General features: G+C 59.8%; 25 protein-coding genes. 17 read left to right on the forward strand and 8 right to left on the reverse strand.

Annotated features, from left to right (window positions below; all coding sequences use genetic code 11):
- The first annotated feature begins 125 nt into the window (after positions 1-125).
- Both ACWHXT_RS01635 and ACWHXT_RS01640 read left to right on the forward strand, forming a co-directional pair.
- Positions 126-644, forward strand: a complete 519-nt coding sequence (locus tag ACWHXT_RS01635; RefSeq protein WP_447927792.1) for a hypothetical protein — start codon at positions 126-128, stop codon at positions 642-644.
- Between the two features lie 21 nt (positions 645-665).
- Positions 666-1,052, forward strand: a complete 387-nt coding sequence (locus ACWHXT_RS01640) for a SirB2 family protein (RefSeq protein WP_447556538.1) — start codon at positions 666-668, stop codon at positions 1,050-1,052.
- Between the two features lie 42 nt (positions 1,053-1,094).
- Here the strand turns inward: ACWHXT_RS01640 and ACWHXT_RS01645 are convergent, their stop codons facing one another.
- Together ACWHXT_RS01645 and ACWHXT_RS01650 are read right to left on the reverse strand one after the other, a co-directional pair.
- Positions 1,095-1,445 carry a DUF488 domain-containing protein gene (locus tag ACWHXT_RS01645; RefSeq protein ID WP_447927793.1) on the reverse strand — a complete coding sequence of 117 codons (351 nt, stop codon included), beginning with the start codon at positions 1,443-1,445 and terminating at the stop codon, positions 1,095-1,097.
- Positions 1,446-1,459: 14 nt separating this feature from the next.
- Complete coding sequence (locus ACWHXT_RS01650; protein ID WP_447927794.1) at positions 1,460-2,026, reverse strand: YIP1 family protein; 567 nt, start codon at positions 2,024-2,026, stop codon at positions 1,460-1,462.
- Between the two features lie 117 nt (positions 2,027-2,143).
- Between ACWHXT_RS01650 and ACWHXT_RS01655 the strand changes: the two genes are divergently transcribed.
- Both ACWHXT_RS01655 and ACWHXT_RS01660 read left to right on the forward strand, forming a co-directional pair.
- On the forward strand, positions 2,144-2,557 hold the full coding sequence (locus ACWHXT_RS01655; RefSeq protein WP_447956983.1) for a MarR family winged helix-turn-helix transcriptional regulator: 414 nt from the start codon (positions 2,144-2,146) through the stop codon (positions 2,555-2,557).
- 76 nt (positions 2,558-2,633) lie between these two features.
- A complete protein-coding gene (locus tag ACWHXT_RS01660) occupies positions 2,634-2,906 on the forward strand; it encodes a hypothetical protein (protein ID WP_447956984.1) in 273 nt (90 codons plus the stop codon).
- A 99-nt stretch (positions 2,907-3,005) separates the two neighbouring features.
- Here ACWHXT_RS01660 and hmpA read toward each other — a convergent pair whose 3' ends face one another.
- Positions 3,006-4,178, reverse strand: coding sequence for an NO-inducible flavohemoprotein (hmpA, locus tag ACWHXT_RS01665; protein ID WP_447956985.1), 1,173 nt, complete (start codon positions 4,176-4,178; stop codon positions 3,006-3,008).
- 112 nt (positions 4,179-4,290) lie between these two features.
- A complete protein-coding gene (locus tag ACWHXT_RS01670; RefSeq protein WP_447927797.1) occupies positions 4,291-4,737 on the reverse strand; it encodes an Rrf2 family transcriptional regulator in 447 nt (148 codons plus the stop codon).
- Between the two features lie 230 nt (positions 4,738-4,967).
- Between ACWHXT_RS01670 and ACWHXT_RS01675 the strand changes: the two genes are divergently transcribed.
- Genes ACWHXT_RS01675 through ACWHXT_RS01705 form a run of 7 tightly spaced genes read left to right on the forward strand, consistent with a single transcriptional unit; the run spans position 4,968 to position 14,597 of the window.
- Complete coding sequence (locus tag ACWHXT_RS01675) at positions 4,968-8,825, forward strand: nitrate reductase subunit alpha (RefSeq protein WP_447956986.1); 3,858 nt, start codon at positions 4,968-4,970, stop codon at positions 8,823-8,825.
- A complete protein-coding gene (gene narH / locus ACWHXT_RS01680) occupies positions 8,822-10,378 on the forward strand; it encodes a nitrate reductase subunit beta (protein ID WP_447927799.1) in 1,557 nt (518 codons plus the stop codon). The genes ACWHXT_RS01675 and narH overlap by 4 nt, the downstream gene beginning before the upstream one ends.
- Positions 10,371-11,174, forward strand: coding sequence for a nitrate reductase molybdenum cofactor assembly chaperone (narJ, locus tag ACWHXT_RS01685; protein ID WP_447927800.1), 804 nt, complete (start codon positions 10,371-10,373; stop codon positions 11,172-11,174). The genes narH and narJ overlap by 8 nt, the downstream gene beginning before the upstream one ends.
- A 12-nt stretch (positions 11,175-11,186) precedes the next feature.
- Positions 11,187-11,879, forward strand: a complete 693-nt coding sequence (gene narI, locus ACWHXT_RS01690) for a respiratory nitrate reductase subunit gamma (protein ID WP_447956987.1) — start codon at positions 11,187-11,189, stop codon at positions 11,877-11,879.
- A gap of 36 nt (positions 11,880-11,915) precedes the next feature.
- On the forward strand, positions 11,916-12,755 hold the full coding sequence (locus ACWHXT_RS01695) for a peptidylprolyl isomerase (protein ID WP_447956988.1): 840 nt from the start codon (positions 11,916-11,918) through the stop codon (positions 12,753-12,755).
- 13 nt (positions 12,756-12,768) lie between these two features.
- Positions 12,769-13,347 carry a molybdenum cofactor biosynthesis protein B gene (moaB, locus tag ACWHXT_RS01700; protein WP_447956989.1) on the forward strand — a complete coding sequence of 193 codons (579 nt, stop codon included), beginning with the start codon at positions 12,769-12,771 and terminating at the stop codon, positions 13,345-13,347.
- Positions 13,344-14,597: a molybdopterin molybdotransferase MoeA gene (locus ACWHXT_RS01705; protein ID WP_447956990.1), complete on the forward strand. Its 1,254-nt coding sequence runs from the start codon at positions 13,344-13,346 to the stop codon at positions 14,595-14,597. The genes moaB and ACWHXT_RS01705 overlap by 4 nt, the downstream gene beginning before the upstream one ends.
- 133 nt (positions 14,598-14,730) lie before the next feature.
- On the opposite strand, the gene ACWHXT_RS01710 is transcribed toward ACWHXT_RS01705, so the two are convergent.
- Both ACWHXT_RS01710 and ACWHXT_RS01715 read right to left on the reverse strand, forming a co-directional pair.
- Positions 14,731-15,225: a PIN domain-containing protein gene (locus tag ACWHXT_RS01710; protein ID WP_447956991.1), complete on the reverse strand. Its 495-nt coding sequence runs from the start codon at positions 15,223-15,225 to the stop codon at positions 14,731-14,733.
- On the reverse strand, positions 15,203-16,273 hold the full coding sequence (locus ACWHXT_RS01715) for a helix-turn-helix domain-containing protein (protein ID WP_447956992.1): 1,071 nt from the start codon (positions 16,271-16,273) through the stop codon (positions 15,203-15,205). Before ACWHXT_RS01715 ends, ACWHXT_RS01710 begins: the two co-directional genes overlap by 23 nt.
- Before the next feature lie 322 nt (positions 16,274-16,595).
- Between ACWHXT_RS01715 and ACWHXT_RS01720 the strand changes: the two genes are divergently transcribed.
- The gene (locus ACWHXT_RS01720; RefSeq protein ID WP_447956993.1) at positions 16,596-17,366 is read left to right on the forward strand and encodes a MipA/OmpV family protein; all 771 of its coding nucleotides are present in this window, start codon (positions 16,596-16,598) and stop codon (positions 17,364-17,366) included.
- Between the two features lie 33 nt (positions 17,367-17,399).
- Here ACWHXT_RS01720 and ACWHXT_RS01725 read toward each other — a convergent pair whose 3' ends face one another.
- Positions 17,400-18,980 carry an FAD-binding domain-containing protein gene (locus ACWHXT_RS01725; protein ID WP_447956994.1) on the reverse strand — a complete coding sequence of 527 codons (1,581 nt, stop codon included), beginning with the start codon at positions 18,978-18,980 and terminating at the stop codon, positions 17,400-17,402.
- 83 nt (positions 18,981-19,063) lie between these two features.
- Here ACWHXT_RS01725 and ACWHXT_RS01730 point away from each other — a divergent pair, with 83 nt between their 5' ends.
- From ACWHXT_RS01730 to ACWHXT_RS01750, 5 genes are all read left to right on the forward strand, one after another.
- Positions 19,064-19,366 (forward strand): antibiotic biosynthesis monooxygenase family protein, encoded by a 303-nt coding sequence (locus ACWHXT_RS01730; RefSeq protein ID WP_447555104.1) that lies wholly within the window; start codon positions 19,064-19,066, stop codon positions 19,364-19,366.
- 335 nt (positions 19,367-19,701) lie between these two features.
- A complete protein-coding gene (locus tag ACWHXT_RS01735) occupies positions 19,702-20,211 on the forward strand; it encodes a hypothetical protein (protein ID WP_447956995.1) in 510 nt (169 codons plus the stop codon).
- Positions 20,212-20,320: 109 nt separating this feature from the next.
- Complete coding sequence (locus ACWHXT_RS01740; protein WP_447956996.1) at positions 20,321-21,223, forward strand: hypothetical protein; 903 nt, start codon at positions 20,321-20,323, stop codon at positions 21,221-21,223.
- Positions 21,224-21,500: 277 nt separating this feature from the next.
- Positions 21,501-21,752 (forward strand): hypothetical protein, encoded by a 252-nt coding sequence (locus ACWHXT_RS01745; RefSeq protein WP_447956997.1) that lies wholly within the window; start codon positions 21,501-21,503, stop codon positions 21,750-21,752.
- 652 nt (positions 21,753-22,404) lie between these two features.
- Complete coding sequence (locus ACWHXT_RS01750; RefSeq protein WP_447527572.1) at positions 22,405-23,025, forward strand: LysE family translocator; 621 nt, start codon at positions 22,405-22,407, stop codon at positions 23,023-23,025.
- Between the two features lie 98 nt (positions 23,026-23,123).
- On the opposite strand, the gene ACWHXT_RS01755 is transcribed toward ACWHXT_RS01750, so the two are convergent.
- Positions 23,124-23,588, reverse strand: a complete 465-nt coding sequence (locus ACWHXT_RS01755) for a DUF1203 domain-containing protein (RefSeq protein ID WP_447958000.1) — start codon at positions 23,586-23,588, stop codon at positions 23,124-23,126.
- Positions 23,589-23,618: the final 30 nt, after the last annotated feature.

Consider the following 23,618-nt stretch of genomic DNA (forward strand, 5'->3'; position numbering starts at 1 on the left):
TCTGGCATGTCTTCTGGCGCCTTCCTAGCCTAACGGGAAATCTTGCGATGCCCTCCAGTGTGCCCCCTAGCGCGAAAACCAGGCCGCCGCCGTTGCCTGTCAATGACTACCAAAGGCTGGTCGCGATGCTGTTGGTGCCGTTGGCAAGTGCGGTGGCGGTGGCGGGCTGGACGCTTTACGCCATGCTCGCCGCCCGTCCGGCTTATGTATGGCTGCCCCTGATGAGTGGCCTGCTGCTGGCCCTGGCTTGCGGATACTGGGCGCGGCGCTATAGCACCTGCTACCTGATGCTTGGGCTGTTGGCGGGGCTTGCTCTGGCGCTGCTGCTCTTTGGCGTTGCCCACAAGCCCTGGCAGTTCTGGCTACTGGGCGTCGGGTTTGGGCTCGGGGGTGGCATCATTGCAAGCGGTACCGCCCATGCCAGGCGGTGGCTGCCCGGCTGCTGGCTATGCCTGGCGGCAAGCCTTTGCGTGGCCACCCTGGCGGGGGTGGGGTTTTCGCTGCGCCTGGTGCCGCTGGTGGTAAAGGCCTATGGCTTTCAGGCGGCTCCGCTGAGTCTGCTCGTTCCTTTGGTGATGATCATGCTGCTGCTGTGGCTATTCGTCGAGGCGCCGCAGAGCCCGATGAAAGAAAGTGATGGGTAGACCAAGGGAGAGGGTTACGTGATAGAACACTACTTTTTAATCAAGCATCTTCACATGGGCGCGGCGGCGCTGAGTATCGGTTTATTTTTGGTACGCGCCTGGTGGTCGGTACGCGAAAGCCCGCGCCTGCAGGCGCGCTGGGTGAAGATCCTTCCGCACCTCATCGACACGGCGCTACTGGGGCTGGGGGTCACGCTCATGGTGACGCTGCGGTTTTGGCCCTGGCAGCAGCCGTGGCTGGCCGCCAAGCTATTGGCACTTTTGGTCTACATCGGCGTTGGCACCCTGGCGATCAAGCGGGGCGCCACGCCACGCCGGCGCGGCGTGGCCGCGCTGCTGGCGGTGGCGGTGTTCGCCTACATGGTCGGCGCCGCCATCCGGCACAGCCCGCTTTCCTGGCTTGCGTAATGGCGGCCTGGGCCAGTGCCCGGCGCAAAAGCGTCGGCCTTTTTACGTCAGCATATTGAGGTACTGGCGTACCACGCCAGCGTTGTTGTAGCGCTCCTCCTTCGAGGCGAACACCAGCGTCACCTTTTCCTTTTGAGCCCGCCTGGCAAGCTCTCGCAGGCGCTCGCGATGGCCGGTCAACTCCTTCATGTAGCGCTTGCGAAAATCGCCCCACCCGAGGGAGCCGTCGTGAAACGCCTTGCGCAGCGCGCTACTCGGGGCGATCTCCTTGGGCCACTCGTCGATATTGGCCTCTTGCTTTGAGACCCCGCGGGGCCACATGCCGTCTACCAGCACGCGGTAGCCGTCCTCCTTGTGCGGTGTGTCGAAGGCGCGTTTCAGTTCGATTGCCATATTCCCTCCTCGATTCAGTAAGCCCAGACGATCGCCATCAATAGCCCCCAGGCCAGCACGCCGGCGGCCATGATGGTGTGAGTGACCGACATCAACGCGACGTCGCGGGTGTGGCGCTCGCAAAGCGCCTGCAGACCGTGGTAGACCAGACTACAGGCGAGGGCGAGCGCCGCCAGTGCCAGTACCGCATTGACGACCAGACTGGGAACTAAAAGCCCTAGCGACGCGATCCAGAGCGGCAGCGGCGCCAGGGCGGCGAGCAGGTAGGCACTGTGATAGTCGATCGATAGCTCGTCGTGGCCGTTGACCACCGCCTGAATCAGCCAGCCCATCACGAAGAAGGTTAAAAGTTCGGCGAGAAACAGGATGGTCGTAATGAAGCGCCACTGGCGTTCGGCAAACCCGGCGGCGAAGGCATCGCCGTAGTGAGTTCCCGCATAGAAAAGCAGAATGGGCGGCAATAGCGACATGGGCAGCACCACGCCCCAAGCCAGTGTGGCGATGGAGGGGCGGTGTCGTTTGAGCGCTGGCCAGCCCGTCTGGTGAGTGAAGGGGAGTTGCAGGATATTGAGTGGCGTCATGATCGCCTCGCTTGTCGTTTGGAACGCACGCACCGGAAATGAGCGAATGCTTTATATCACGGTATGATATTATTTAGATTTAAGACGATCACGGGTATTTGTCAAGAGGAGAACGCAATGGCCGACGCGCCGCTATCCAAGCAGGACTTCCACAAGCTCTCCGACTTCCGCTATCAACTGCGCTGCTTTCTCAGGCAGAGCGAGGACATCTGCCGAGAACACGGACTGACGCCGCTGCAGTATCAGCTCCTGCTACACCTGATGGGGTTCGAGGGGCGCGAGTGGGCGAGCATCGGTGAGCTTGCCGAGCGGCTGCAGTCCAAGCACCACGCCGTGGTGATGCTGGTGGATCGCTGCGAGCAGCTCGAGCTCGTCGAGCGCCGCCCCGGGCGAAGCGACGGTCGCCGTATGGAGGTCCACCTTCTGCCCAAGGGTGCGCAGCACGTCGAAGCGATTGCCCGGCGCCACCAGCCGGAGCTTCGCCACTTGAACGAGAAGCTGGACCTGCCGGGGATCGCCGATCTGCTCTAGGAATGCGGGCTGGCATTTGAAGCTTCTGTCTCCCTCTTCTACTGTATTGAGTACACTCAAGAGACAGGGAGCTGTCATGCCGATCGTTAAAAATCTCGAAGACGTCACACCGACCATGATTCAGGATGCCGAGGCCGCCACGGACACCGGGCCGGATGCCAATCCGGGTGGGCATGAGCACACCAACAACCCGGTGGCGGACCTGGGGATGTCGCTTAAGCCCTTCATCGATCAGGGCATGTCGAGAACGGAAGTGGCCGATCGTATCGGCGCCTCGACGGATCTGGTGGATCGCTGTATCAGCCACCCCATCGTCGCCCAGCTGGATGAAGGCACCGACGGGCGCTAGCCGTCTGAGAAAAGGCCCTTAAGTCAGGCGTTTCAAGCCAGGGCCTTCGAGCAAAAAAACGGCCCCCGGGTGTGCAATACACCCGGGGGCCGTTTTGGATCAGGCGGCTTCGAGCGGGCGCGCGGGGCCGAAGTGTTCGAAATGACGGCGGCTCTCCTCGATACCCAGCTCCGCCAGGGTAGTGTTCATGGCCGCCATGAAGCCTTGCGGGCCCACGAAGTAGCAGCGCGTGTCCAGGTTGGGCAAGTAGCGCGCCAACAGGTCGCGGTTTATGCGGCCCTGATGGTCCGCCTGGTCGCCCCGCTCGTGGACGTTGACCACTTTGAGCTGCTCGGGGTAGTCCTGGGCCAACGCCGCGATGTCATCGCGAAAGGCCTGATGCTCGCCGTCGATGGCCGCGTGCATGTATACCACCTGGCGCCCCTGGGAGAGCGCGTGGCGCGCGATGGGCAGCATTGGCGTTTGGCCTACGCCGCCGCTTGCCAATAGGACCGGCTCGTCGCCCTGGGCCAGAGTAAGATCGCCGGCGGGGGGAAGAAGCTCCAGCGTATCGCCGGGTTTCAGCACGTCGTGGAAATGGCGGCTGACGCGGCCGTGCTCTTCGCGCTTGATGGAGATACGGTAGCTCTTGCCGTTGGGCGTATCGGAAAGGCTGTAGTGGCGATACACCGGCTCGCCGTCGATCATCAAGCGCACGCCGACGTATTGGCCGGGTTCGAAGTCCGCCACCGGGCCGCCATCCTCGGGTTCGAACACGAACGAGCGGATGACCGAGCTTTCCTGCTGGGTGCGCGCGATCTTGAAGCGACGCGTACCCCGCCAGCCGCCGGGGCGGCTTTCGAACTCGCGGTAGCGCTGGTCTTCCAGGTCGATCAAAAGCGCGGCCAGCTCGTTGTAGAGCGCGGTCCAGGCGTCGGCGATTTCGGGGGTCACGGCGTCGCCCAGCACCTCGCCGATGGTCTCCATCAAGCATTCGCCAACGATCGGATAGTGCTCGGGCAGGATACCCAACGAAACGTGCTTGCTGACCACGATGTCCAGCGCCGCCCGCGCCTTGGCGGGGTTGCTACGGAGCTGAACGTAGGCCAGTACCGAGGCGGCCAGCGCCCGCGGCTGGCTGCCGTTTTCCTGGTGTACCTGGTTGAAGAAGGTCTTGACCTCGGGGTAGCGCTTGAACATCAGCTGATAGAACTGCTGGGCGATGGTGTTGAGATGTTCGGCAACCACCGGCGCGGTGGCGCTGATCAGGGCTTCTTGTTCGTGGCTGAGCATGGCGTTTTCCTTATAAGATGTATTTCATATGCATCTTATAAAGCGCGTTCTGAAAACACAATCTGAAAAAGGCGCCGCCAGTTGATCTCCGTCAAGGTTATGTTTTTCAGTCTCAGGCGTTGACGGTGGGAATGCGCATCAGCCCGGCAAGCTCCGGGTGGCGGTTGTCGAGTACGTCCGAGAGCGTGTAGCGGTCGAGCACGGCCAAAAAGGCGGCGAGCGCCTCGCCCAGTACGGACCTGAGCTGACACGAAGGGGTAATGACACAGGTGTTGCCTCGCTGAAAGCACTCGACCAGGCCCATATCGTGCTCCATCTCGCGCACCAGCTCGCCCATTTTGATCGTTTTCGGGTCCCGCGCCAGCCATAACCCGCCGTTTTTACCCCGCATCGCCGTCACGTAGTTCTTCTGGCTCAACGCCTGGACCACCTTCATCAGGTGGTTGCGCGAGATCTCGAAGGTCTCGGCAATCTCACTGATCGTTGCGCGCTCTTCCCCTTTCACGGCGAGATAAATCAACACGCGAATGGAGTAGTCGGTGAATTGGGTAAGTTGCATGGAAGGTGCGTTGCTCCTGAGTGGGCCGTTCGCCGTTGTATCCAGACCATTATAAGAAGATTGAGGGCCGCGCGGCTAATCCCGGCTGACAAGGGCTCTATCACCTTGGAGGTAGACCGGCGGTATATGGAGGTAACCACGCAGTAATTCGCTTTTCAATCGCTCAGACTTGTCGCCATGGAGCCCGCCTGGCGGGCAGCGCCCATTTTCAAGGAGCCTGGAGAGCGACCATGAGTCACTTCATAGATCGGCTGAATTTCTTTCGCAAAGACCGCGACGCCTACGCCAACGGGCATGGCGAACTACGCAGCGAATCCCGCCAGTGGGAAGATAGCTACCGTTCGCGCTGGCAGCACGACAAGGTGGTGCGCAGCACCCACGGCGTCAACTGCACCGGCTCGTGCAGCTGGAAAATCTACGTCAAGAACGGCCTGGTGACCTGGGAGACCCAGCAGACCGACTACCCGCGTACCCGCCCGGACCTGCCCAACCACGAACCCCGCGGCTGCCCGCGCGGCGCCAGCTACTCCTGGTATTTGTACAGCGCCAACCGGCTGAAGTACCCGCTGGTGCGCAAGCCGCTGCTGGCGCTTTGGCGCGAGGCGCGCGACCAACACGCCGACCCGGTGGATGCCTGGGCCTCGATCGTCGAAGACCCGGCGAAAACGAAGCAGTACAAAAGCGCTCGGGGCATGGGCGGCTTCGTGCGCGGCGAGTGGGAGGAGATGAACGAGATCGTCGCGGCCTCCAACGTCTATACCGCGAAAACCTTTGGGCCCGATCGCATCATCGGCTTCTCGCCGATCCCCGCCATGTCGATGGTGAGCTACGCCGCGGGCAGCCGCTATCTGTCGCTGATCGGCGGCGTGTGCATGAGCTTCTACGACTGGTACTGCGATCTACCCCCGGCGTCCCCCATGACCTGGGGCGAGCAGACCGACGTACCCGAGTCCGCCGACTGGTACAACTCGAGCTACATCATTGCCTGGGGCTCCAACGTGCCGCAAACCCGCACGCCGGATGCGCACTTTTTCACCGAGGTGCGCTACAAGGGCACCAAGACCGTCTCGATCACCCCGGACTACGCGGAAGTCTCCAAGCTCACCGATGAGTGGCTCTCGGCCAAGCAGGGCACCGACGCCGCCCTGGCGATGGCCATGGGCCACGTCATCTTGAAGGAGTTCCACCTCGACAACCCCAGCGCCTACTTCACCGACTACGTGCGCCGCTATACCGACATGCCGTTTCTGGTCGAGCTCGAGCCCCGCGCCGACGGAAGCTTTGCGCCGGGCCGCCAGCTACGCGCCAGCGATTTCGACGCCGCGCTGGGTCAGGAGAACAACCCGGAGTGGAAAACCGTCGCCTGGGACGAAACCCGCGACCAGCTCGTCGTGCCCCGCGGCTCTATCGGCTTTCGGTGGGGTGAAACCGGCGACAACGTCGGCAAGTGGAACCTCGAGCCGCTGGACGCCGAAGGCGTCGAGATCAAGCCTCTACTGAGCCTGGTGAGCCATCACGACAGCGTGGCGCGGGTGGCTTTCCCTTACTTTGGAGGGATCGAGCACGAGCACTTTGCCCACGTGAAAGGCGAGGGCGCTGGTGCCGCCGACGATCTGCTGTTCCACCATCTGCCCGCCAAGCGTTTGAAGCGTGCCGACGGTAGCGAGATGTTGGCGGTCACGGTGTTCGATCTGATGTGCGCCAACTACGGTATCGACCGCGGCCTGGCCGCCGACGGCGAAGACGATGGCGCCACCGATTACGCGCAGATCCGCCCGTACACCCCGGCCTGGCAGGAGAAGATCACCGGCGTATCGGCTTCGCAGTGTACCCGTATCGCTCGGGAGTTCGCCGACAACGCCCACAAGACCCAGGGGCGCAGCATGATCATCGTGGGGGCCGGTATGAACCACTGGTACCACATGGACATGAACTACCGCGGCCTGATCAACATGCTGATCCTGTGCGGCTGTATCGGTCAAAGCGGCGGCGGCTGGGCCCACTACGTGGGCCAGGAAAAGCTACGCCCGCAGACCGGCTGGACCCCGCTTGCCTTTGGCCTGGACTGGCAGCGCCCGCCGCGGCACATGAACTCCACCTCGTTTTTCTACAACCACTCCTCCCAGTGGCGCTACGAAAAGCTGGAGATCAAGGAGATTCTCTCGCCGCTGGCCAGGGCCGAGGAGTACCCGGGCAGTTTGATCGACTTCAACGTACGCTCCGAGCGCATGGGCTGGCTGCCCTCGGCGCCGCAATTGGGCGCCAACCCGCTGCGCTTGAAAGCTCAGGCCGAGGCCGCGGGCATGGCCACCGCCGACTTCGCCGTCGACCAGCTCAAAAGCGGCAAGCTTCGCTTCGCGGCAGAAGACCCGGACGCCCCGGAAAACTTCCCGCGCAACATGTTCATCTGGCGCTCCAACCTGCTGGGAAGCTCCGGCAAGGGCCACGAGTACATGCTCAAGTACCTGCTGGGCACCCGCCACGGCATTCAGGGCAAGGACCTGGGCGATTTCGGCGGCCAGAAACCCGAGGAAGTGGTTTGGCGCGACGACGCCCCGGAAGGCAAGCTGGACCTGCTGGTCACCCTCGATTTTCGCATGTCCACCACCTGTCTTTATTCGGACATCGTGCTGCCGACGGCGACCTGGTACGAGAAGGACGACCTCAACACCTCCGACATGCACCCCTTCATTCACCCGCTGACCGCCGCGACCGATCCCGCCTGGGAGTCCCGCAGCGACTGGGAGATCTACAAGGGCATCGCCAAGGTGTTTTCCAGGGTCTGCGAAGGTCACTTGGGCGAAGAGACCGATCTGGTCACGCTGCCCATGCAGCACGACTCCCCCGGCGAGCTTGCCCAGCCCGAGGTACTCGATTGGAAAAAAGGCGAGTGCGAGGCGATTCCCGGCAAGACCATGCCGTCACTCATCGAGGTGAAACGTAACTACCCGGAAACCTACGAGCGCTTCACCTCGGTTGGGCCGCTTCTGGAAAGTATCGGCAACGGCGGCAAGGGCATTGCCTGGAAAACCGAGGCCGAGGTCGAGCTTTTGGGCAAGCTCAACCACCGCAAAACCGAAGGCCCCCACGCCGGGCGCCCGCGTATCGACACCGCCATCGACGCCGCGGAAATGATCCTGACCCTGGCGCCGGAAACCAACGGTGAGGTGTCCGTGAAGGCCTGGCAGGCGCTCTCCAATATTACCGGGCGTGACCATACCCACTTGGCCACCTCCAAGCACGAGGAGAAGATTCGCTTTCGCGATATCGTCGCGCAGCCGCGCAAGATCATCTCGAGCCCCACCTGGTCGGGCCTGGAGGACGAGCACGTCTCCTACAACGCGGGCTATACCAACGTCCACGAACTGATTCCCTGGCGCACCGTCAGCGGCCGTCAGCAGTTCTATCAGGACCACGCCTGGATGCGCGCCTTCGGCGAGAGCCTTTTGGTCTACCGTCCGCCCATCGATACCAAAGCGGCCAAAGGCTTCATTCTGCCGGCGGACAACGGCTTCAAGAGCAAGGCGTTCAACTTCATTACCCCGCACCAGAAGTGGGGCATTCACTCCACCTACTCCGACAACCTGTTGATGCTGACCCTCAACCGCGGCGGACCCGTGGTGTGGCTCTCCGAGAGTGACGCAGCGGATATCGGGATCGAGGATAACGACTGGCTCGAGGTGTACAACGCCAACGGCTCCATCGCGGCCCGCGCCGTGGTGAGCCAGCGGGTCAAGGACGGCACGGTGATGATGTATCACGCCCAGGAGCGCCAGGTGAACGTGCCCGGCTCCGAAGTCTCCGGTACCCGGGGCGGTATCCATAACTCGGTGACCCGCGTCTGCCCCAAGCCGACCCACATGATCGGTGGCTACGCCCAGCTCTCCTACAGCTTCAACTACTACGGCACGGTCGGCTCCAACCGCGACGAGTTCGTGCTGGTGCGCAAGATGCACCACGTCGACTGGCTGGATGGCGAGGGCAACGACAGCGTCCAGGAACCCGGTCGTCAGCCTAAAGACGCTCAGAACAGCGACGCGCAAGATGACGATAAGCAAAACAACCGTTCACAGGAGGCCGTGAAATGAAGATTCGCTCCCAGGTCGGCATGGTCTTGAACCTCGACAAGTGCATCGGCTGCCATACCTGCTCGGTGACCTGCAAAAACGTCTGGACCAGCCGCGAAGGCATGGAGTACGCCTGGTTCAATAACGTCGAAACCAAGCCCGGCATCGGTTATCCCAAGGAGTGGGAGAACCAGAACAAATGGAAGGGCGGCTGGCTGCGGCGTGCCAATGGCAGCATCGAGCCGCGTATCGGCGGCAAGTGGCGGGTGTTGGCGAATATCTTCGCCAACCCGGACCTGCCCGCCATCGACGACTACTACGAGCCGTTCACCTTCGACTACCAGCACCTGCATACCGCCAAAGTCGGTAAGCACCAGCCGGTGGCCCGCCCGCGCTCGCTGATCTCCGGCAAGCGCATGAAGAAAATCGAGTGGGGGCCCAACTGGGAAGAGATCCTGGGTACTGAGTTCGCCAAGCGGCGCAAGGACGCCAACTTCGATAACGTGCAGGCGGATATCTACGGCCAGTTCGAAAACACCTTCATGATGTACCTGCCGCGCCTTTGCGAGCACTGCCTGAACCCCACCTGCGTGGCCTCTTGCCCCAGCGGGGCGATCTACAAGCGCGAAGAGGACGGCATCGTGCTGATCGACCAGGACAAGTGCCGCGGCTGGCGGATGTGTATCTCCGGCTGCCCGTACAAAAAGATCTACTACAACTGGAAAAGCGGCAAGTCCGAGAAGTGCATCTTCTGCTACCCGCGCATCGAGTCCGGCCAGCCGACGATCTGCTCCGAAACCTGCGTGGGCCGTATCCGCTACCTGGGCGTGCTGCTTTACGACGCCGACCGCATCGAAGAGGTCGCCGCCTCCGCTGACGAGCGCGATTTGTATCATCGCCAGCGCGAGATATTTCTCGACCCTCACGACCCGGAGGTGATCGCCCAGGCCAAGCGCGACGGCGTGGAAGACAACGTCATCAAGGCAGCGCAAGCGTCGCCGGTCTACAAGATGGCCATCGACTGGGGGCTGGCGCTGCCGCTGCACCCGGAGTACCGCACGCTGCCCATGGTTTGGTACGTGCCGCCGCTCTCGCCGATTCAGTCCGCCTTTGATTCAGGGCACATCGAGTTCGACGGCGTGCTGCCCAAAATCGAGTCGCTGCGCATTCCCGTGCAGTACCTGGCCAACATGCTGACCGCCGGCGAAGAGGCTCCGGTGGTGCTGGCCCTCAAGCGCCTGATGGCAATGCGCCTTTACATGCGCGGCAAGCACGTAGAGGGCGAGTTGAACGACGACGTGCTCGAGGCGGTGGGGCTGACCCGCGGCCAGGTGGAAGAGATGTACCGCTACCTGGCCATCGCCAACTACGAGGACCGCTTCGTGATTCCTACCAGCCACCGGGAAATGGCGGTGGATGCCTTCCCCGAACGGGGTGGCTGCGGCTTCACCTTCGGCGATGGCTGCCACGGCGAGAGCCAACCCAACCTGTTCAACGGCCGCAAGCAGACCAGTGTGCTGGTCGAGCCGGTCGGCGTTTTCGAGCCACAATCCGAGGAGGTGCGTCATGACTAATGTGGCCCCAAAAGCGCTTGGCGCCGAGGCTTTACCCACCGAGGAGCACGGCATGCGCACGCTGCGGGTTTTGGCCCGCTTGCTGGACTACCCCAGTGCGGCGCTTCAACAAGCGTGTGGCGAAATGGTCGAGATCATCGAGGCCGAGCCGCGCCTGGACGGCGCCATGAAGGCGTCGCTCACCGGGTGGTGTCAGCGCCTACAGGCGTACGACCTGCTCGAACTGCAGGCGGAGTATGTCGCCTTGTTCGATAAAGGGCGCGCCACCTCGCTGTTGCTCTTCGAGCACGTGCACGGCGAGTCCCGGGATCGCGGCCAGGCCATGGTGGACCTGCTGGCCGAGTATCGCGCCGCCGGCTTCGAGCTCGACGCCCGGGAGCTTCCGGACCACCTGCCGGTGTTTCTGGAGTATCTGTCGTTTTGCAGCCCGGCGGATATCGGCCGCTGGCTGGGCGAGATCCGCCATATTCTGGCGCTTTTGACCGCGCGGCTCGAAGAGCGCGAGGCCGACCACGCCCTGGTGCCGCTAACGCTTCTGGCGTTGATCGGCGCGCAGGACGACGTTGCCGCTCACCGACCCCAGGTACAAAAGGAGGCGCCGGATCACACCCCCGAAGCGCTGGATGCGGTGTGGGAAGAGGAGGCGGTGCGCTTCTCCGCCAAATCCGACGAAGACTGCGCCCTGCAATCCGCCGAAGGCCGCCGCCTGGCCGAGCGCAAGCACGCCGTACAGCCGCAGACGGTGCGCATCATGCCCGGCAATGCCGGCTCGTCTTCCCCGTCCGCCGGTCGTTAAAGGAGAAAGATCATGTTCGATGCCATCGCGCACTACTTCACCCACCTGATCTACGGCTACTACCCGTATCTGGCCGGCACGGTGTTTTTGATCGGCAGTCTGGTCCGCTTCGACCATGGCCAGTACACCTGGAAAACCGGTTCCAGCCAGATGCTCTCTCCCGGCACTATGCGCCTGGGGAGCAACCTGTTTCACGTGGGTATTATCGTCATCTTCTTTGGGCATCTGTTCGGTATGCTCACCCCGCACTGGGTGTATGAGCCCTTCATCGCCGCGCATAACAAGCAGCTGCTCGCCATCTTAGTGGGCGGCATCGCCGGGGCCATGTGCCTTGCCGGCGGGGGCATACTGCTGTATCGCCGCCTTTTCAATCTGCGCGTGCGTCAATCCTCCAGCCTGATGGACACCCTGGTACTGGCGATTCTGGTGGTACAGGCGGGCCTTGGCATGGTCACTATTCTCTTCTCGCTGGGCCATATGGACGGCGAAATGATGCTCACGCTCTCCAGCTGGGCCCAGGCCATCGTCTTCTTCGGCGGTGGTGCGGCGGACTACATGCAGGAAGTCCCCTGGATCTACCGGATGCATATCTTCCTGGGGCTGACCATCATTTTGCTATTCCCCTTCACTCGTCTGGTGCACGTGTGGAGCGCGCCCTTTGGCTACGTTACCCGGCGCTACCAGCTGGTTCGCCGCCGCGGTTAATCCTTCAATCAAGCCAACGAGACAACGGTGATCCAGATGCAGGCAACTGATTTTCAAAAGATCGATATAGAACAGCTTCCCGGCAGCGCCGTGGCCCCGGTGATTCGCGTAGGCGGTGTCGTGATCGACGAGGAAGCCATCGCCCGGGAAATGCAGCACCACCCGGCGGCCACCGCCGGAGAGGCGCAGAGCCAAGCGGCGCGGGCGCTGGTGGTTCAGGCGCTTCTACGCCAGCGCGCCGGCGAGCTGGGGCTTTGGGCGGATGGCGATGAGCCATCCGGCGCCGAGCAGGAGGCAGCGATCACGGCCCTTTTAGAGCAGGTACTCCAGGTGCCGGAACCCTCCCAGGACGACGCGCGGCGCTTTTTCGAGATGCACCAGCAGCGCTTCAACGAACCCGCGCAGATCCACGTTCGCCATGTGTTGCTGGCCGCCGCCCCGGACGACGCGGCCGGGCGCGACGCGGCGTACCGGCAAGGCGAATCGCTGATCGAGACACTTAAGACGATGCCCGAGCGCTTCGATGAATTCGCCGCGCGTTACTCCGCCTGCCCCTCCAAAGAGAGCGGCGGCGACCTGGGCTGGCTGGTGCCCGGCCAGACCGTGGCGGAGCTCGACCGGGCGCTACAGCATCTGCCCGTAGGGCTTCACGCGCGCCCGCTCGCCTCGCGCTACGGCTGGCACGTGGTCAGCATCGATGAGCGGGTAGAAGGGCGCGAGGCCGTGTTCGAACACGTGGCCGATAGAGTTCGCCATCACCTGCGCGAGCAGACCTCGCGGCGGGCGCTTCGCCACTATCTGTTGGCCCTGGAGAGCGAGTTCGGCGTCGAAGGCTTTGCGCTGGACGACGACGCCAGCGGCTCCTTGATGCAGTAAGCAGGAGGCACTCATGTCGCATACCCCGTTCGATGCTCGGTTCATCCCGCTCAACTGTGTGGTTCTGACCGTGTCCGATACCCGCGGGCCGGACCGGGACGGCAGCGGCGATCTGCTCGCCGAGCGCCTGACCGCGCAGGGCCACGTGCTGGTCGAGCGGCGTATCCTGGTGGACGATATCTACCAGATTCGCGCCGCGGTCTCGGCCTGGATCGCCGAGCCCGAGATCCACGTGGTGCTGGTCAACGGCGGCACCGGCTTCACCGCGCTGGACACCACCCCCGAGGCGCTGACGCCGCTGTTCGACAAGGCCATCGAAGGCTACGGCGAGCTCTTTCGCCACTATTCACTTCAGACGATCGGCACGGCCACGATCCAGTCCCGCGCCGTGGCGGGGCTTGCCAACCAGACGCTGCTGTTCACCATGCCAGGCTCCCCCAAAGCCTGCGCGCTGGCCTGGGACAAGATCATCGCGCTGCAGCTCGATGCGCGCACCCGGCCCTGCAACTTCGCCACCATGATCTTCCCCACCGCGCCGCTTTGCGGCAGCCGCCGGCACGCGGTGGCCTCGAACGACCCGGAGGGCCTATGAGCTGCCCCTGCGGCGAGCTCGAACACCGCCCCCTCATGCCGCTTTTCGAGGCCCGGCAGCGGCTGGTCGACGCCGCGACGCCGATTAACGCCACCGAGCGTGTTGCCCTTGCCCACGCCCAGGGCCGCGTGTTGGCCGAGGCCGTCACCGCGCCGGTGGACCTGCCCGGCGTGGACAACAGCGCCATGGACGGCTTTGCCCTGCGCCTGGCGGACTACGCCGCCAACGGCGAAGGGCTGCCCGTGCTGCTGCGCGTGCCGGCCGGGGCGGGTGTCCTGCACCTGCCCGAAGGCGGCTGCGCGCGCATCTTTACCGGTGCGCCGCTGCCGCTGGGCGCCGATACCGTCGTGGCCCAGGAGCGCACCTGGCTGGATGCCCGGGGCCGCCTTCATCTGGATGAAGCACCGACGCTGGGCGCCAACATTCGCCGGCAAGGGGAAGAAACGCGCACCGGCGCGCCGCTTCTCGAGGCGGGCGATACGCTGGACGCGGCGGCCATCGCCCTGCTGGCAAGCCACGGCGTCAACACAGTGAGCGTGTATCGCCGCCTGTGCGTTGCGCTGCTCTCCACCGGCGACGAGTTGATCGAACCGGGCGCGGCGCGCGCGTCGGGGCAGGTGTTCGACAGCAACCGCGCCATGCTTAACGCACTGCTGGTAAAAGCACAGTGCGAGGTGATCGACGTCGGGATCATCGCCGATGACCCCGAGGCGCTATATCGCGTCTTGCAAGCGGCCACAACGTCGGCGGATGTAGTGCTTTGTAGCGGCGGGGCCTCGGTGGGGGAGGAGGATCACGTGCGCTCGGTGATCCAGCGGCTGGGGCGAATCGACTTTCACGGCGTCGCCGTCAAGCCCGGTAAACCCTTCGCTTTCGCCACGCTTGGAAGCGGCGACGCAACCACGCCGCTGATCGCGCTGCCGGGTAACCCGGTCGCCTCGCTGGTGGGCTGGCACTGGCTGGCGCTGGCCTTCATTCACGCGCGGCAAGGCCGGCGCACGGCGCCGCTTCAGCGCTACCGGGTAAAAGCCGGCTTCGACAAACGCGGGCCCAAGAGGCGCTGTGAGCTATTACGGGTGGCGCTGACCTGGCAGGGCGACACGCCGGTGGCCCGGCTGGCCGGTGGGCAGGGCTCGCATATGCTCAGCGCCGCAAGCCAGGCCGATGGCTACCTGATGGTCGAGCCGGATACCGATGTGGCCGCCGGGGGCGACTACCTTTTTTATCCGCTCTCCCCGTTCGATGGATAAAAGACGCCTGGGCCTTGCCTTCATGGCCCCGCGCTTTGTCACCCCTCGCTCGCCGAGCCAACAAAGCGGTAGGCACGACTAGCCCGCCCCGCTGCAAGTGTCCGCTTGCGGCGGGGGCGGGTTTTGTGTGTTATTAACCTTTACTTGCGAATGTTTCCAAGCGTTTAAACGCGTGTGCCCAAGGCAGGCGTCGGCCGCGCGCCTGCATTAATGTATAGGTTTGGTGGGCATGCTCAGGGGTAATAAGCTGGTAGCGGATAAGTTCTTCAACGACCCAAATGGTGCCACGAACATCGATGGCCTCAGTCAGAGCAGTCGTTCTCAGCGCTTTGTCACCCGTGAGGAGGGGGCAATTTTCTTGACGTGCAAGCGCGAGCGCAAAGCAATCATTACGACTGGGCCCGAGGGAATTTTGCATGATGCGCTGTGCATAAGTCAGCGTTTCAGGTGATAGCTCTCGTTGTGAAAGTCCCATCGAAAGCAAGTAACCATGTTGCTCTTCAAGTTCTTCTACATAAAGAATATCGGGTACTTGAAAGTCATAAGGAAGAAGGAACAACGTGGCGATCAGCTCACCTTCTTCCAGGTCAATCAGGATATTGGTATCACTGATGAGTAGCTGTTGCATTCAATGGCTCCAGCTTGCGCTCCTTATGAAAGCGCATCAGTGAGATGCCGAGTAGCTCAGCTGCTTTTGATTCGCTGATGATTTTTTCGCCTAACGCTCGATAAACCAGCTGCTGAAACGTTAGCGTCGTTTCCCCAGGATAATCAGCGCCCGGCTCTTTTTTGTGCCATCCATGCTTGGAAAACGTGATCGAAAGCTGGCGGTGGTGATTTCTGTCGATAATCGTAAGGTCTAGCGCGCGAAAGGCGCATGCCCGCATGCTAATCCCGTACTCCATTTTGAGCAGATAGAGCTCTTTGGGCTCGAGATGGCGGCGTTTCTCACCCAAGTGCTGGTAAACCCGGGTGTCGGGTAGCAAGAATGCCCCGGCAAAACGGTTACAGGCCTTTTCTTCATCAAGGTGATCGCCCAGCCGTCCGTGAAGTAGCAAGTGGCCTAGTTCATGAGCCAGCGTAAAGCGCTGTCGATCCCCCGGCCAATTGGAAGAGACAACGATCACGGGCTTATTGGCAACTTGAGCCTGTAGACCATCGAATTTGGTTTCTACATCTACGTTGGTGGTAATGACGAGGATGCCATGAGATTCGAAAGTATCGATCAAGTCATGTATCGGGTTGGTACCTAGCGCCCAGTTAGCGCGCAGTACATTAGCCGCATTTTCAACCTCATCCAGCGACTCAAAATGCTTGGAGAAAGCCTCAGGAATAACAAAATCCGCAAGTGGAGAATTAGGCCATAAATTCTCGAGTTCGGCCCATCGCTCGGCCTGGTCTAAAACATCAGCAGATATCTTATCGAGGAGTTTTTTAGGTGTTTTGGCGCGTTTGCGGTATTCCACGCCCGTTAACTCTACTTTCATCGGGCGAAAGAAGTATTCGCTGCGAACGCCAAGTGATTTCGCCAGCTTAATGAGCACGCCTGACCCTGGCATGCTTTCATCGTGCTCATATTTTTTGATCATGTTGGCGCTGACGCCAACATGCTGGGCCAATACCTGCATCGAGAGACCCGCTGCAGCGCGGGCACGCTTAACACGTTCTCCAATCATGGCGACCTCTATGCGTAAGGCATACGTTGGTTTATAAAAAGTACAATATGGTAAAAATTTTAAACCGAAACAGGTGGTGTGTCTAAACTATATGCGCATGATCAGGTTGGCTCTGGGGGCAAAATGCGGCCAACGAAGGCGAGTTTTTATTCTACAAGGCGCCGAGATAGGCATTTTTTGGCGCGCATCTTGAGACGAAACCGCCTCGCTAGCGTTGAAAAGTCGACTATGCCTTAACGACCACTGGGTCGTTATACGATTGCCCGATCATTGATTTGTACATAGAGTGCATGCTGACTTCGAGCCGCTCAGGACCCAGGACATGATGCATGCCAACGACTATCTCCGCCCGCTAACGCTTGTGCTGGCCATTGGCAGTTGGGCACTTTGCTCATCGGCATCGGCGCAGTGGGAGGGCACGCTGGGCGCCGGTGCGATCTACACCCCGGACTACCTGGGCAGTGACGACTACGAGTGGAACCCCTTCCCGGTGGTGGAAGCGACCTACGACGACACGCTGTTCTTGAGCATTCGCGACGGGATCGGCTGGAACGTCATCAATCAGGGTAACTTGAAGGTGGCGCCTTTTATCGGCTACACCTTCGGCCGCGACGATACCGGCGACCTGAGGCATTTCGAAGAGGTCGATGGTGGCGCAACGGCGGGGCTGCGCGTTAGCTACCGCGGTGCTGGCTGGCGCTACACCGGGTCGGCGGAAACGCCCTTTACCGGCGATATCGACGGCTACCGCCTCGCCTTCAAGGCCCAGCATGTCACGCGCTTGAGCGAACGCACTGTGATGACCTTCGGTCCGGAACTGGCCTATACCAGCGACAAATGGACCGATGCCCTGTTTAGTGTCTCGCCCGCCGATAGCGCGCGCTCCGGCATCGCGGCTTTCGAGTCCGACGATGGCGCCTTCGCGCTAGGTGCCAATGCATCGCTGAGTTACTACCTGACAGAGCAGTGGTCCGTTACCGGCCTTCTGGGCGTGTCGAAGCTCACCGGCGACGCCAGCGACAGCCCGATCGTCGACGATGTAGGCAACGACGTGCAGTGGCGCACCGGCGCGTTCATCAACTACCACTTCTAGAAAGCGTACGCTGGCGCCCTTGTTAGCCGCGAGCTAGCCACGCTCAAAACCCGACCCGCCGCCGTCAAACAGCGAAAGCTGCTGACGGTGGGCGGGTTTTGTCGTTTTACGCCGGGCGCTGGGGCGGCGCTGGCTGGCCAGCCGCGCCATCAATTCCTGGCTAATGGCCTTGGCCTCGGGGGTGTGGCTTGCCTCATAAATCAGCGTTTTCCAGTGGCGGGCCTCGGTTTCGAAATCATGGGGCAGCGGGTAGTGCTCGCCGGGGATAAACCCGTAGCGCGTTTGCAGGCTTTCCGGCAGCGCCCAGGGTTTGGCGCGCCACTCGACGGGCAATACGGTGAGTTCCGGCACCCAGCGGGCGACGAATTCGCCGTCGGGGTCGTTTTCTTCAGCCTGTTTGACCGGGTTGTAGATACGCAGGGCATTGAAGCCGGTTGCGCCGGATTGCATCTGGATCTGCGGGTAATGAATGCCGGGCTCGAAGTCGGTGAACAGCTGGGCCAGGTGGCGGCCCGGCTCCAGCCAGTGAAGCCCCAGGCCGAAGGTGGCGAACGAGATCAGCATGGCGCGCATGCGAAAGTTGATCCAGCCGGTATCACGCAGGCAGCGCATGCAGGCATCCACTAGCGGCACGCCGGTTTGGCCCTGCTTCCAGGCCAGCAAGCGCGGGTGGTCCGGGTCACGCTCGCGAAGCCCCTTGAGCGCCGGGTGCAGGGTTTGGTCTTCGATACTCGGCGCGCTTTCCAGCTTTTGAATGAAGTGACAGTGCCAGTGAAGCCGCGAGGCGAGCGCCCGCAGCGAGCGCGCCCAGCGGGTTTCTTCGGCGTGTTTTTCGCGCTGGTGGCGAAGCGAGCGCACCACTTCACGCATCGAAAGCGTGCCCCAGGCCAGGTGCGGCGAAAGCCGCGAGCCGAACTCCCAGGCCAGCAGAGGCTTGGAGATCGAGCCGCGGTAGCGCTCGCCCCGCCGGGTGATGAAGCTGTACCAGAGCGCGCGCCCGGCGCTGCGGCCCCCGGTTTGGCGCCCGGGGCAGGGCGTGGTGTCAAAGCCAAGCGAAAGCGCGGGCAGCGCCTCTACTGAAAGATGGTGAAACGCCTCCCAGCCGGGGGCGGCACGGGCACCTTCCGGGGCCTTGAAGGGCGGCGCCTGCATCAGCGCTTCCCACTGCGCCTCCCAGTCGGTTTGGTCAGCGCGGCTTGAAAGCCCGCGTACCACGCCCACCTGGCGCGCCTCCAGCCATTCGGTGTCCTGCGCCTTGCACCACGCTTTTACCTCGCGGTCGCGCTGGTAGCTCCAGGCGTTGCCGGTCTCTTCGTGGGAGTGGAGCGTGATGGTGTCATAACGCGCCTTCAAGGCATTCAGCAGCGCGATAATATCACCCTGCCAGATACACAGCGGCAGGCCACGCGCGTCCAAAGCGTTTGAAAGATCAACAAGTGATTCCGCAGCGAACTGCCAGTGGCGCAGGGCGCTGTCCGGCGCCTGCCACTGGCCGGGTTCGATGGCGAACACGGGAAGCACCGGGCCCGCTACGCAGGCAAGGCTGAGCGGGGCGTGATCGTGAATACGCAGATCGCGCTTGAACCAAACCACCTGGATGCCGGTCTTTGCCATACTGCCTCCCAAGGCTATCCGCGCCTGATCCGTGACGTTACCATCGAGTGACGTCACATCACCATTTTCCAAGGAGCAAGCCCATGTATATCGCCATGAACCGTTTTCGTATTGCCCCGGGCCGGGAAGAGGATTTTCTGGACGTGTGGCGCAACCGCGACTCGCACCTTAATGAAGTGCCCGGCTTCAAGGAGTTCAAGATGCTCCAGGGCGACAAGCAGGATGACCACACCGTGTTTATTTCGCACAGCGTGTGGGAATCCGAGGACGCCTTCCGCGCCTGGACGCAATCCGAAGCGTTTCGCAAGGCGCATGCCAATGCCAAGTCGCCGGAAGGCATCTACCTGGGCCCGCCGAAGTTTGAAGGGTATGAAGTGGTGCTTTAACGCTTGAGCCTCAATTACTCATTCAATGCTGCCGCTTACGAGCGGCAGTGTTGTGTGGGGCCTGTCTAAAAATTGGCGAGCGCAGGCCTAAGACCTATGGCTTGCGGCTTTCATCAAATTTAAGCGTGACCGAAGATAAATTTGTGGATAGGGTATGGTTGAATCGAGTAAAACGAGCGGGCACGCGAAGAGGGGGTAGGCTGCCTGGCAATTGGGGCATGCTATATTTATCAGTGGGTTATGGTTTTTGCGTTGGCCACCTCAACAAATGTGTCGGCACGTTTATTGAGGTTATGTGGCTGGGCGTATAATCACTGTTATGTTCGTGAGGGAGCATGGAAAGTATTCTAGTTGCACTGCTCAGCTCAGTTAGTAGCGTTAGTTTAATCGCGCTTCTTACGTATCTGGGTCGTAATTGGTTATTGGAAAGGCTTAAAGCCTCAGTAAAGCACGAATATGATTTAAAACTTGAAAGTTATAAAACACAAATCACGAGGCGTGAACAAGCATACGAAGAAATAATTGTCGCTCTATATGACATGATTAAATACTTTAGGGTACATAAAGAGGATCATGGTCAAGGTACAGGGTTGTCAGATGAGCGAGAGCGAGAATTACTTCAAGAGTACATCAGAGCTTCTTCGTCGTTAAGTAAAGCTACTGACATTGGAGCTTTTTATATTTCTCAGGATGCTGTATATGTACTTCAGAAATTGAGAAGCCGAGAGCAGCTAGATTACTATAATGAACCAAGATTTGAGTTCTATGAACAAGAATACAAAGAGCATGACAAAACACTGAAAAAACTCGTCGAGGTGGCTAATAATGATCTCAAAAGAACATAACAATCGGCTCAAATGGAAAAATATTCACTGCCACCATTTTTGCAAAAAAATCGCAAAAAAGTCGCCATAAAACATTTGCGCGGTTAGCCGGGCGTTCAATGGAGTCGGAATGAAGCGATACACCACGATAATGGCGACATCCCATCCGGATAAACACGGAGACCGACTGGCACGATCTGCGTTGGATCAACTGGCGGATTCGGTTTGCAACTCGTTTATTCCGATGAACGTCGAGCATGATCCACGCGGAGGTCCTTGCGGGCGCGTTTTGTCGGCAGAGGTAAGGGAGAGGGCCGACGGAGAATATGAAGTAGCCGCGGATGTTGAGATTTTCGAAGGGACTATTGCCAAGATCCAGGATGGCCGGGAGGTCGTGCAGAACCGTACCCAACCCAGTGGCACGTTAGCCGTCACTTGGGACCGCAGCTATCTCAATGAAGAGGATCAGGAACTCATCGCAGAGTTGGCTGAAGCCATAGGCGCCCACACTAATCAAGAGCATAAGAAGGCCGCGGAACCTCTCAGTATATTATGGCTAATCGCGGGCTTCCTTGGGGTCGCGGGATCGTCGTTTGCAGCCGGCTTCTTCGGCAAGATGGGTTCAGATTCTTGGGACTTAGCTAAAAAGAAACTGAGCAAACTCATTGAGAGGAAAGCCGCTTCGAAAGATGAGTTCCTGCTAATTTTCTCAACGCATGTTGGTCACCCTCATCACGACCACGTTGTTGAAGTCGATGTCTGCATAACAAACCCATCTGAGTCTCTGATCGACTCATTTTGGAAGGTAGGCGTGCCGCAGCTCGAGTCCGTACTACCTCAATACGTTGAGACGTCGACGGAGCTGCGGAAGCTATTCTTCGAATTTGATAGCGATGGGATTCGTCTCAAGTATGGTGTCCGCTTCGACTGCGCTCCGCTTAAATTCTCTCAGTCTACGCAGGAAATCCTGAAAGCAAATACGGATAGCATCGAACGAGGCCATTCAGCCGACGCTCGTACCTCGCGCGGCTGATGGCTTGCGTTAAGCCAAATCGAGGCTTCTTCCATGCTCCCGGAAAGCATTGCTGTATTGGCTGCCGGATTGTTTGCTAGCACAGCCTGGCAAGACGACAATAAATTTTATTTAGCATTTCATTTACCTATCAGTTGTTTCTAGCACCACACTGAGAAGGTAAAAATCTTACGCCGACTTTAGAAGCCAACTCGCGCTATCCACGAAATTGACATGCTTGAGCAGACTCATCACGATGCACGCTTGAAATCTCACATGAAGTTACGAGTGGCAGCAAATGGCGAAACCCAATAAAAAGGGCCCGACCAAAACCATCGATATCTTTTGTAAGAACTGCGGTGCCCAGCTGTTCAAATATCGCAAAGGGGGGAAGGGGGCGCTGGTGAAATGTTTCAAAGAACGCATTGTGGAAGACTTCACCGCCCTGGCTTGTATATGTCCTCAATGCGACAAAGCGTTCGCACGCGAGACCTTGGTGCGCGGCACGCCAGCGTATAAATTTATCGGGGGAAAAGTGTGGTTTAAATAGCGCTGTCGATTCTTGAACCTGTTGGCTCAATGACTACTTTTCGCTCTGGACGAGCAAAGACGGCCAGCAGAAAGCGGGTAACAGCGACGTAGAACCGCGCTGGTGCATCGGTGCTCATGCTAATGTAGGCGGCGGCTATGGCACCGACGACACGCTGGCCGACATATCGCTGAGCTGAATGGTAGCCAAAGCGCAAAAGGCAGGCCTAAAAGTGGCACCTTTCGATGTGGCTGGGCTCGGCTGGAACATGGCACCCAGGGATTCGTGTTCTAAGGGCCTCTACGCCAGATCCAAACGCCTTGGAAAGGCACCGGACGGTCGTTTGTACCGGCAATATTCGCACGGCATGCAGGGACTGCCTGCGGTGAATATGTCAGTCGATGTGAGTGTATGGAAGCGCTGGGCCGATACCACGTATGAGTACCGACCACGTACGTTGACCGATGCCCACCTTTCCCCACCCGAGGAGTAGGCTGGGCGGGCACTTTTGATTGGCATAGGCAGCCTTCACTTCAGCACTCAACCGGCTACGCGATCATTATGATCATCACGCTAGTCGATTCCATCCCTTCGCGGGACCAGACACCTAAGCGTCGCTGGCGCGCCACTTCTGGCCGCGGCGACAAAAACGTTAGGCTACTTAGAGAAATTAATGAACATCGAAGTTTGGCTGGCATTTACTGCAATTGCATCCGTAGCGACTATCGTGCCTGGGCCGGCGATGCTTCTGGTCGCCACACATAGTTTGAAATTCGGAATCCTTCAATCGTTAAAAACGATCCTGGGTAACATTACGGGTCTGGCCATTCTATCGAGCATCTCGGTTACGGGCTTAAGTGCGCTAATCATGTATTCTTCAGGCGCTTTTCTGACCGTTAAAATAGTGGGAGCGTTCTACCTCATATATCTTGGAGTCAAAATTTGGCGGAATGGCGTCTCGCCTATTAATGTCGAAGAGGCTGATTCAAACGAACGTGGTAGATTCTTGTACCTACAAGGTATCGCGGTTTCACTTTCAAACCCTAAAGCTATTGCGTTTACAACGGCGCTCTTTCCTCAGTTTATCGAGCAGAGCCAAAGCGTATTTTTTCAGTTTTCAATATTGTTAGGAACGTTTGTAGCTTTATCATTTAGCTGTTTATGTGTGTGCTCAATACTTGTACGCAAGGCGTCGCATAAAGTTGTAGGAAGTTTGCCGCTTAATTTGGGTAAAATATTTGGTGGTAGTTTAATTGGCGCTGGTGGTTTGTTGCTGGTTTCAAAGCATCAGTAGCCTAAAAAACAGCGGCAAAGCGACCGCCAGCGCCAGGCGTTAGGAACTGCAACCGAACCCAACGAATACCGATGAGATAGAGTGCACCGTGAATCGGTTCACTCTTTTTCGATTCGACACTGGTAGCAGTTGTTTGCGGCCGACCGCACGTGAAGATAAGCAACGCCTGGGTCCGCAAAAAGCGCTTCTGCGTAGTCCGAAATCAGAGTTCTCTGGGTAACCTTTCCCGTTCCATATCTTATTCTGTCGGAGGAATCGTAGCCTCTGACAATGTATTGAGCGCTATCCAGAATGGGGGGAAGGTCGCTACCGCTTTCATGCCTCTCGCATTCCTTCGCGTGCAGAAATATGGGGCCTTGCTCGGAATAGGGCTGGAGGGTAGAAAATGGGCGAAATGATAGAATTAGATATTTGTCACCTTCCTCAATGTGTCGAAGACAGTGGCGACACGGTATTCCGCCACCAGTGGAAGTCGCCTGCTCACACGGTTGCCCGTTGGCATCAAGCCCTCCATTCTGGAGCTTCCGTACGGAGGCAGTATCAAGAGCTACAAAACGAACCATTAGGCATACCTCGATCAATGAACTTTCGTT

It is taken from the genome of Vreelandella halophytica (assembly GCF_968193635.1).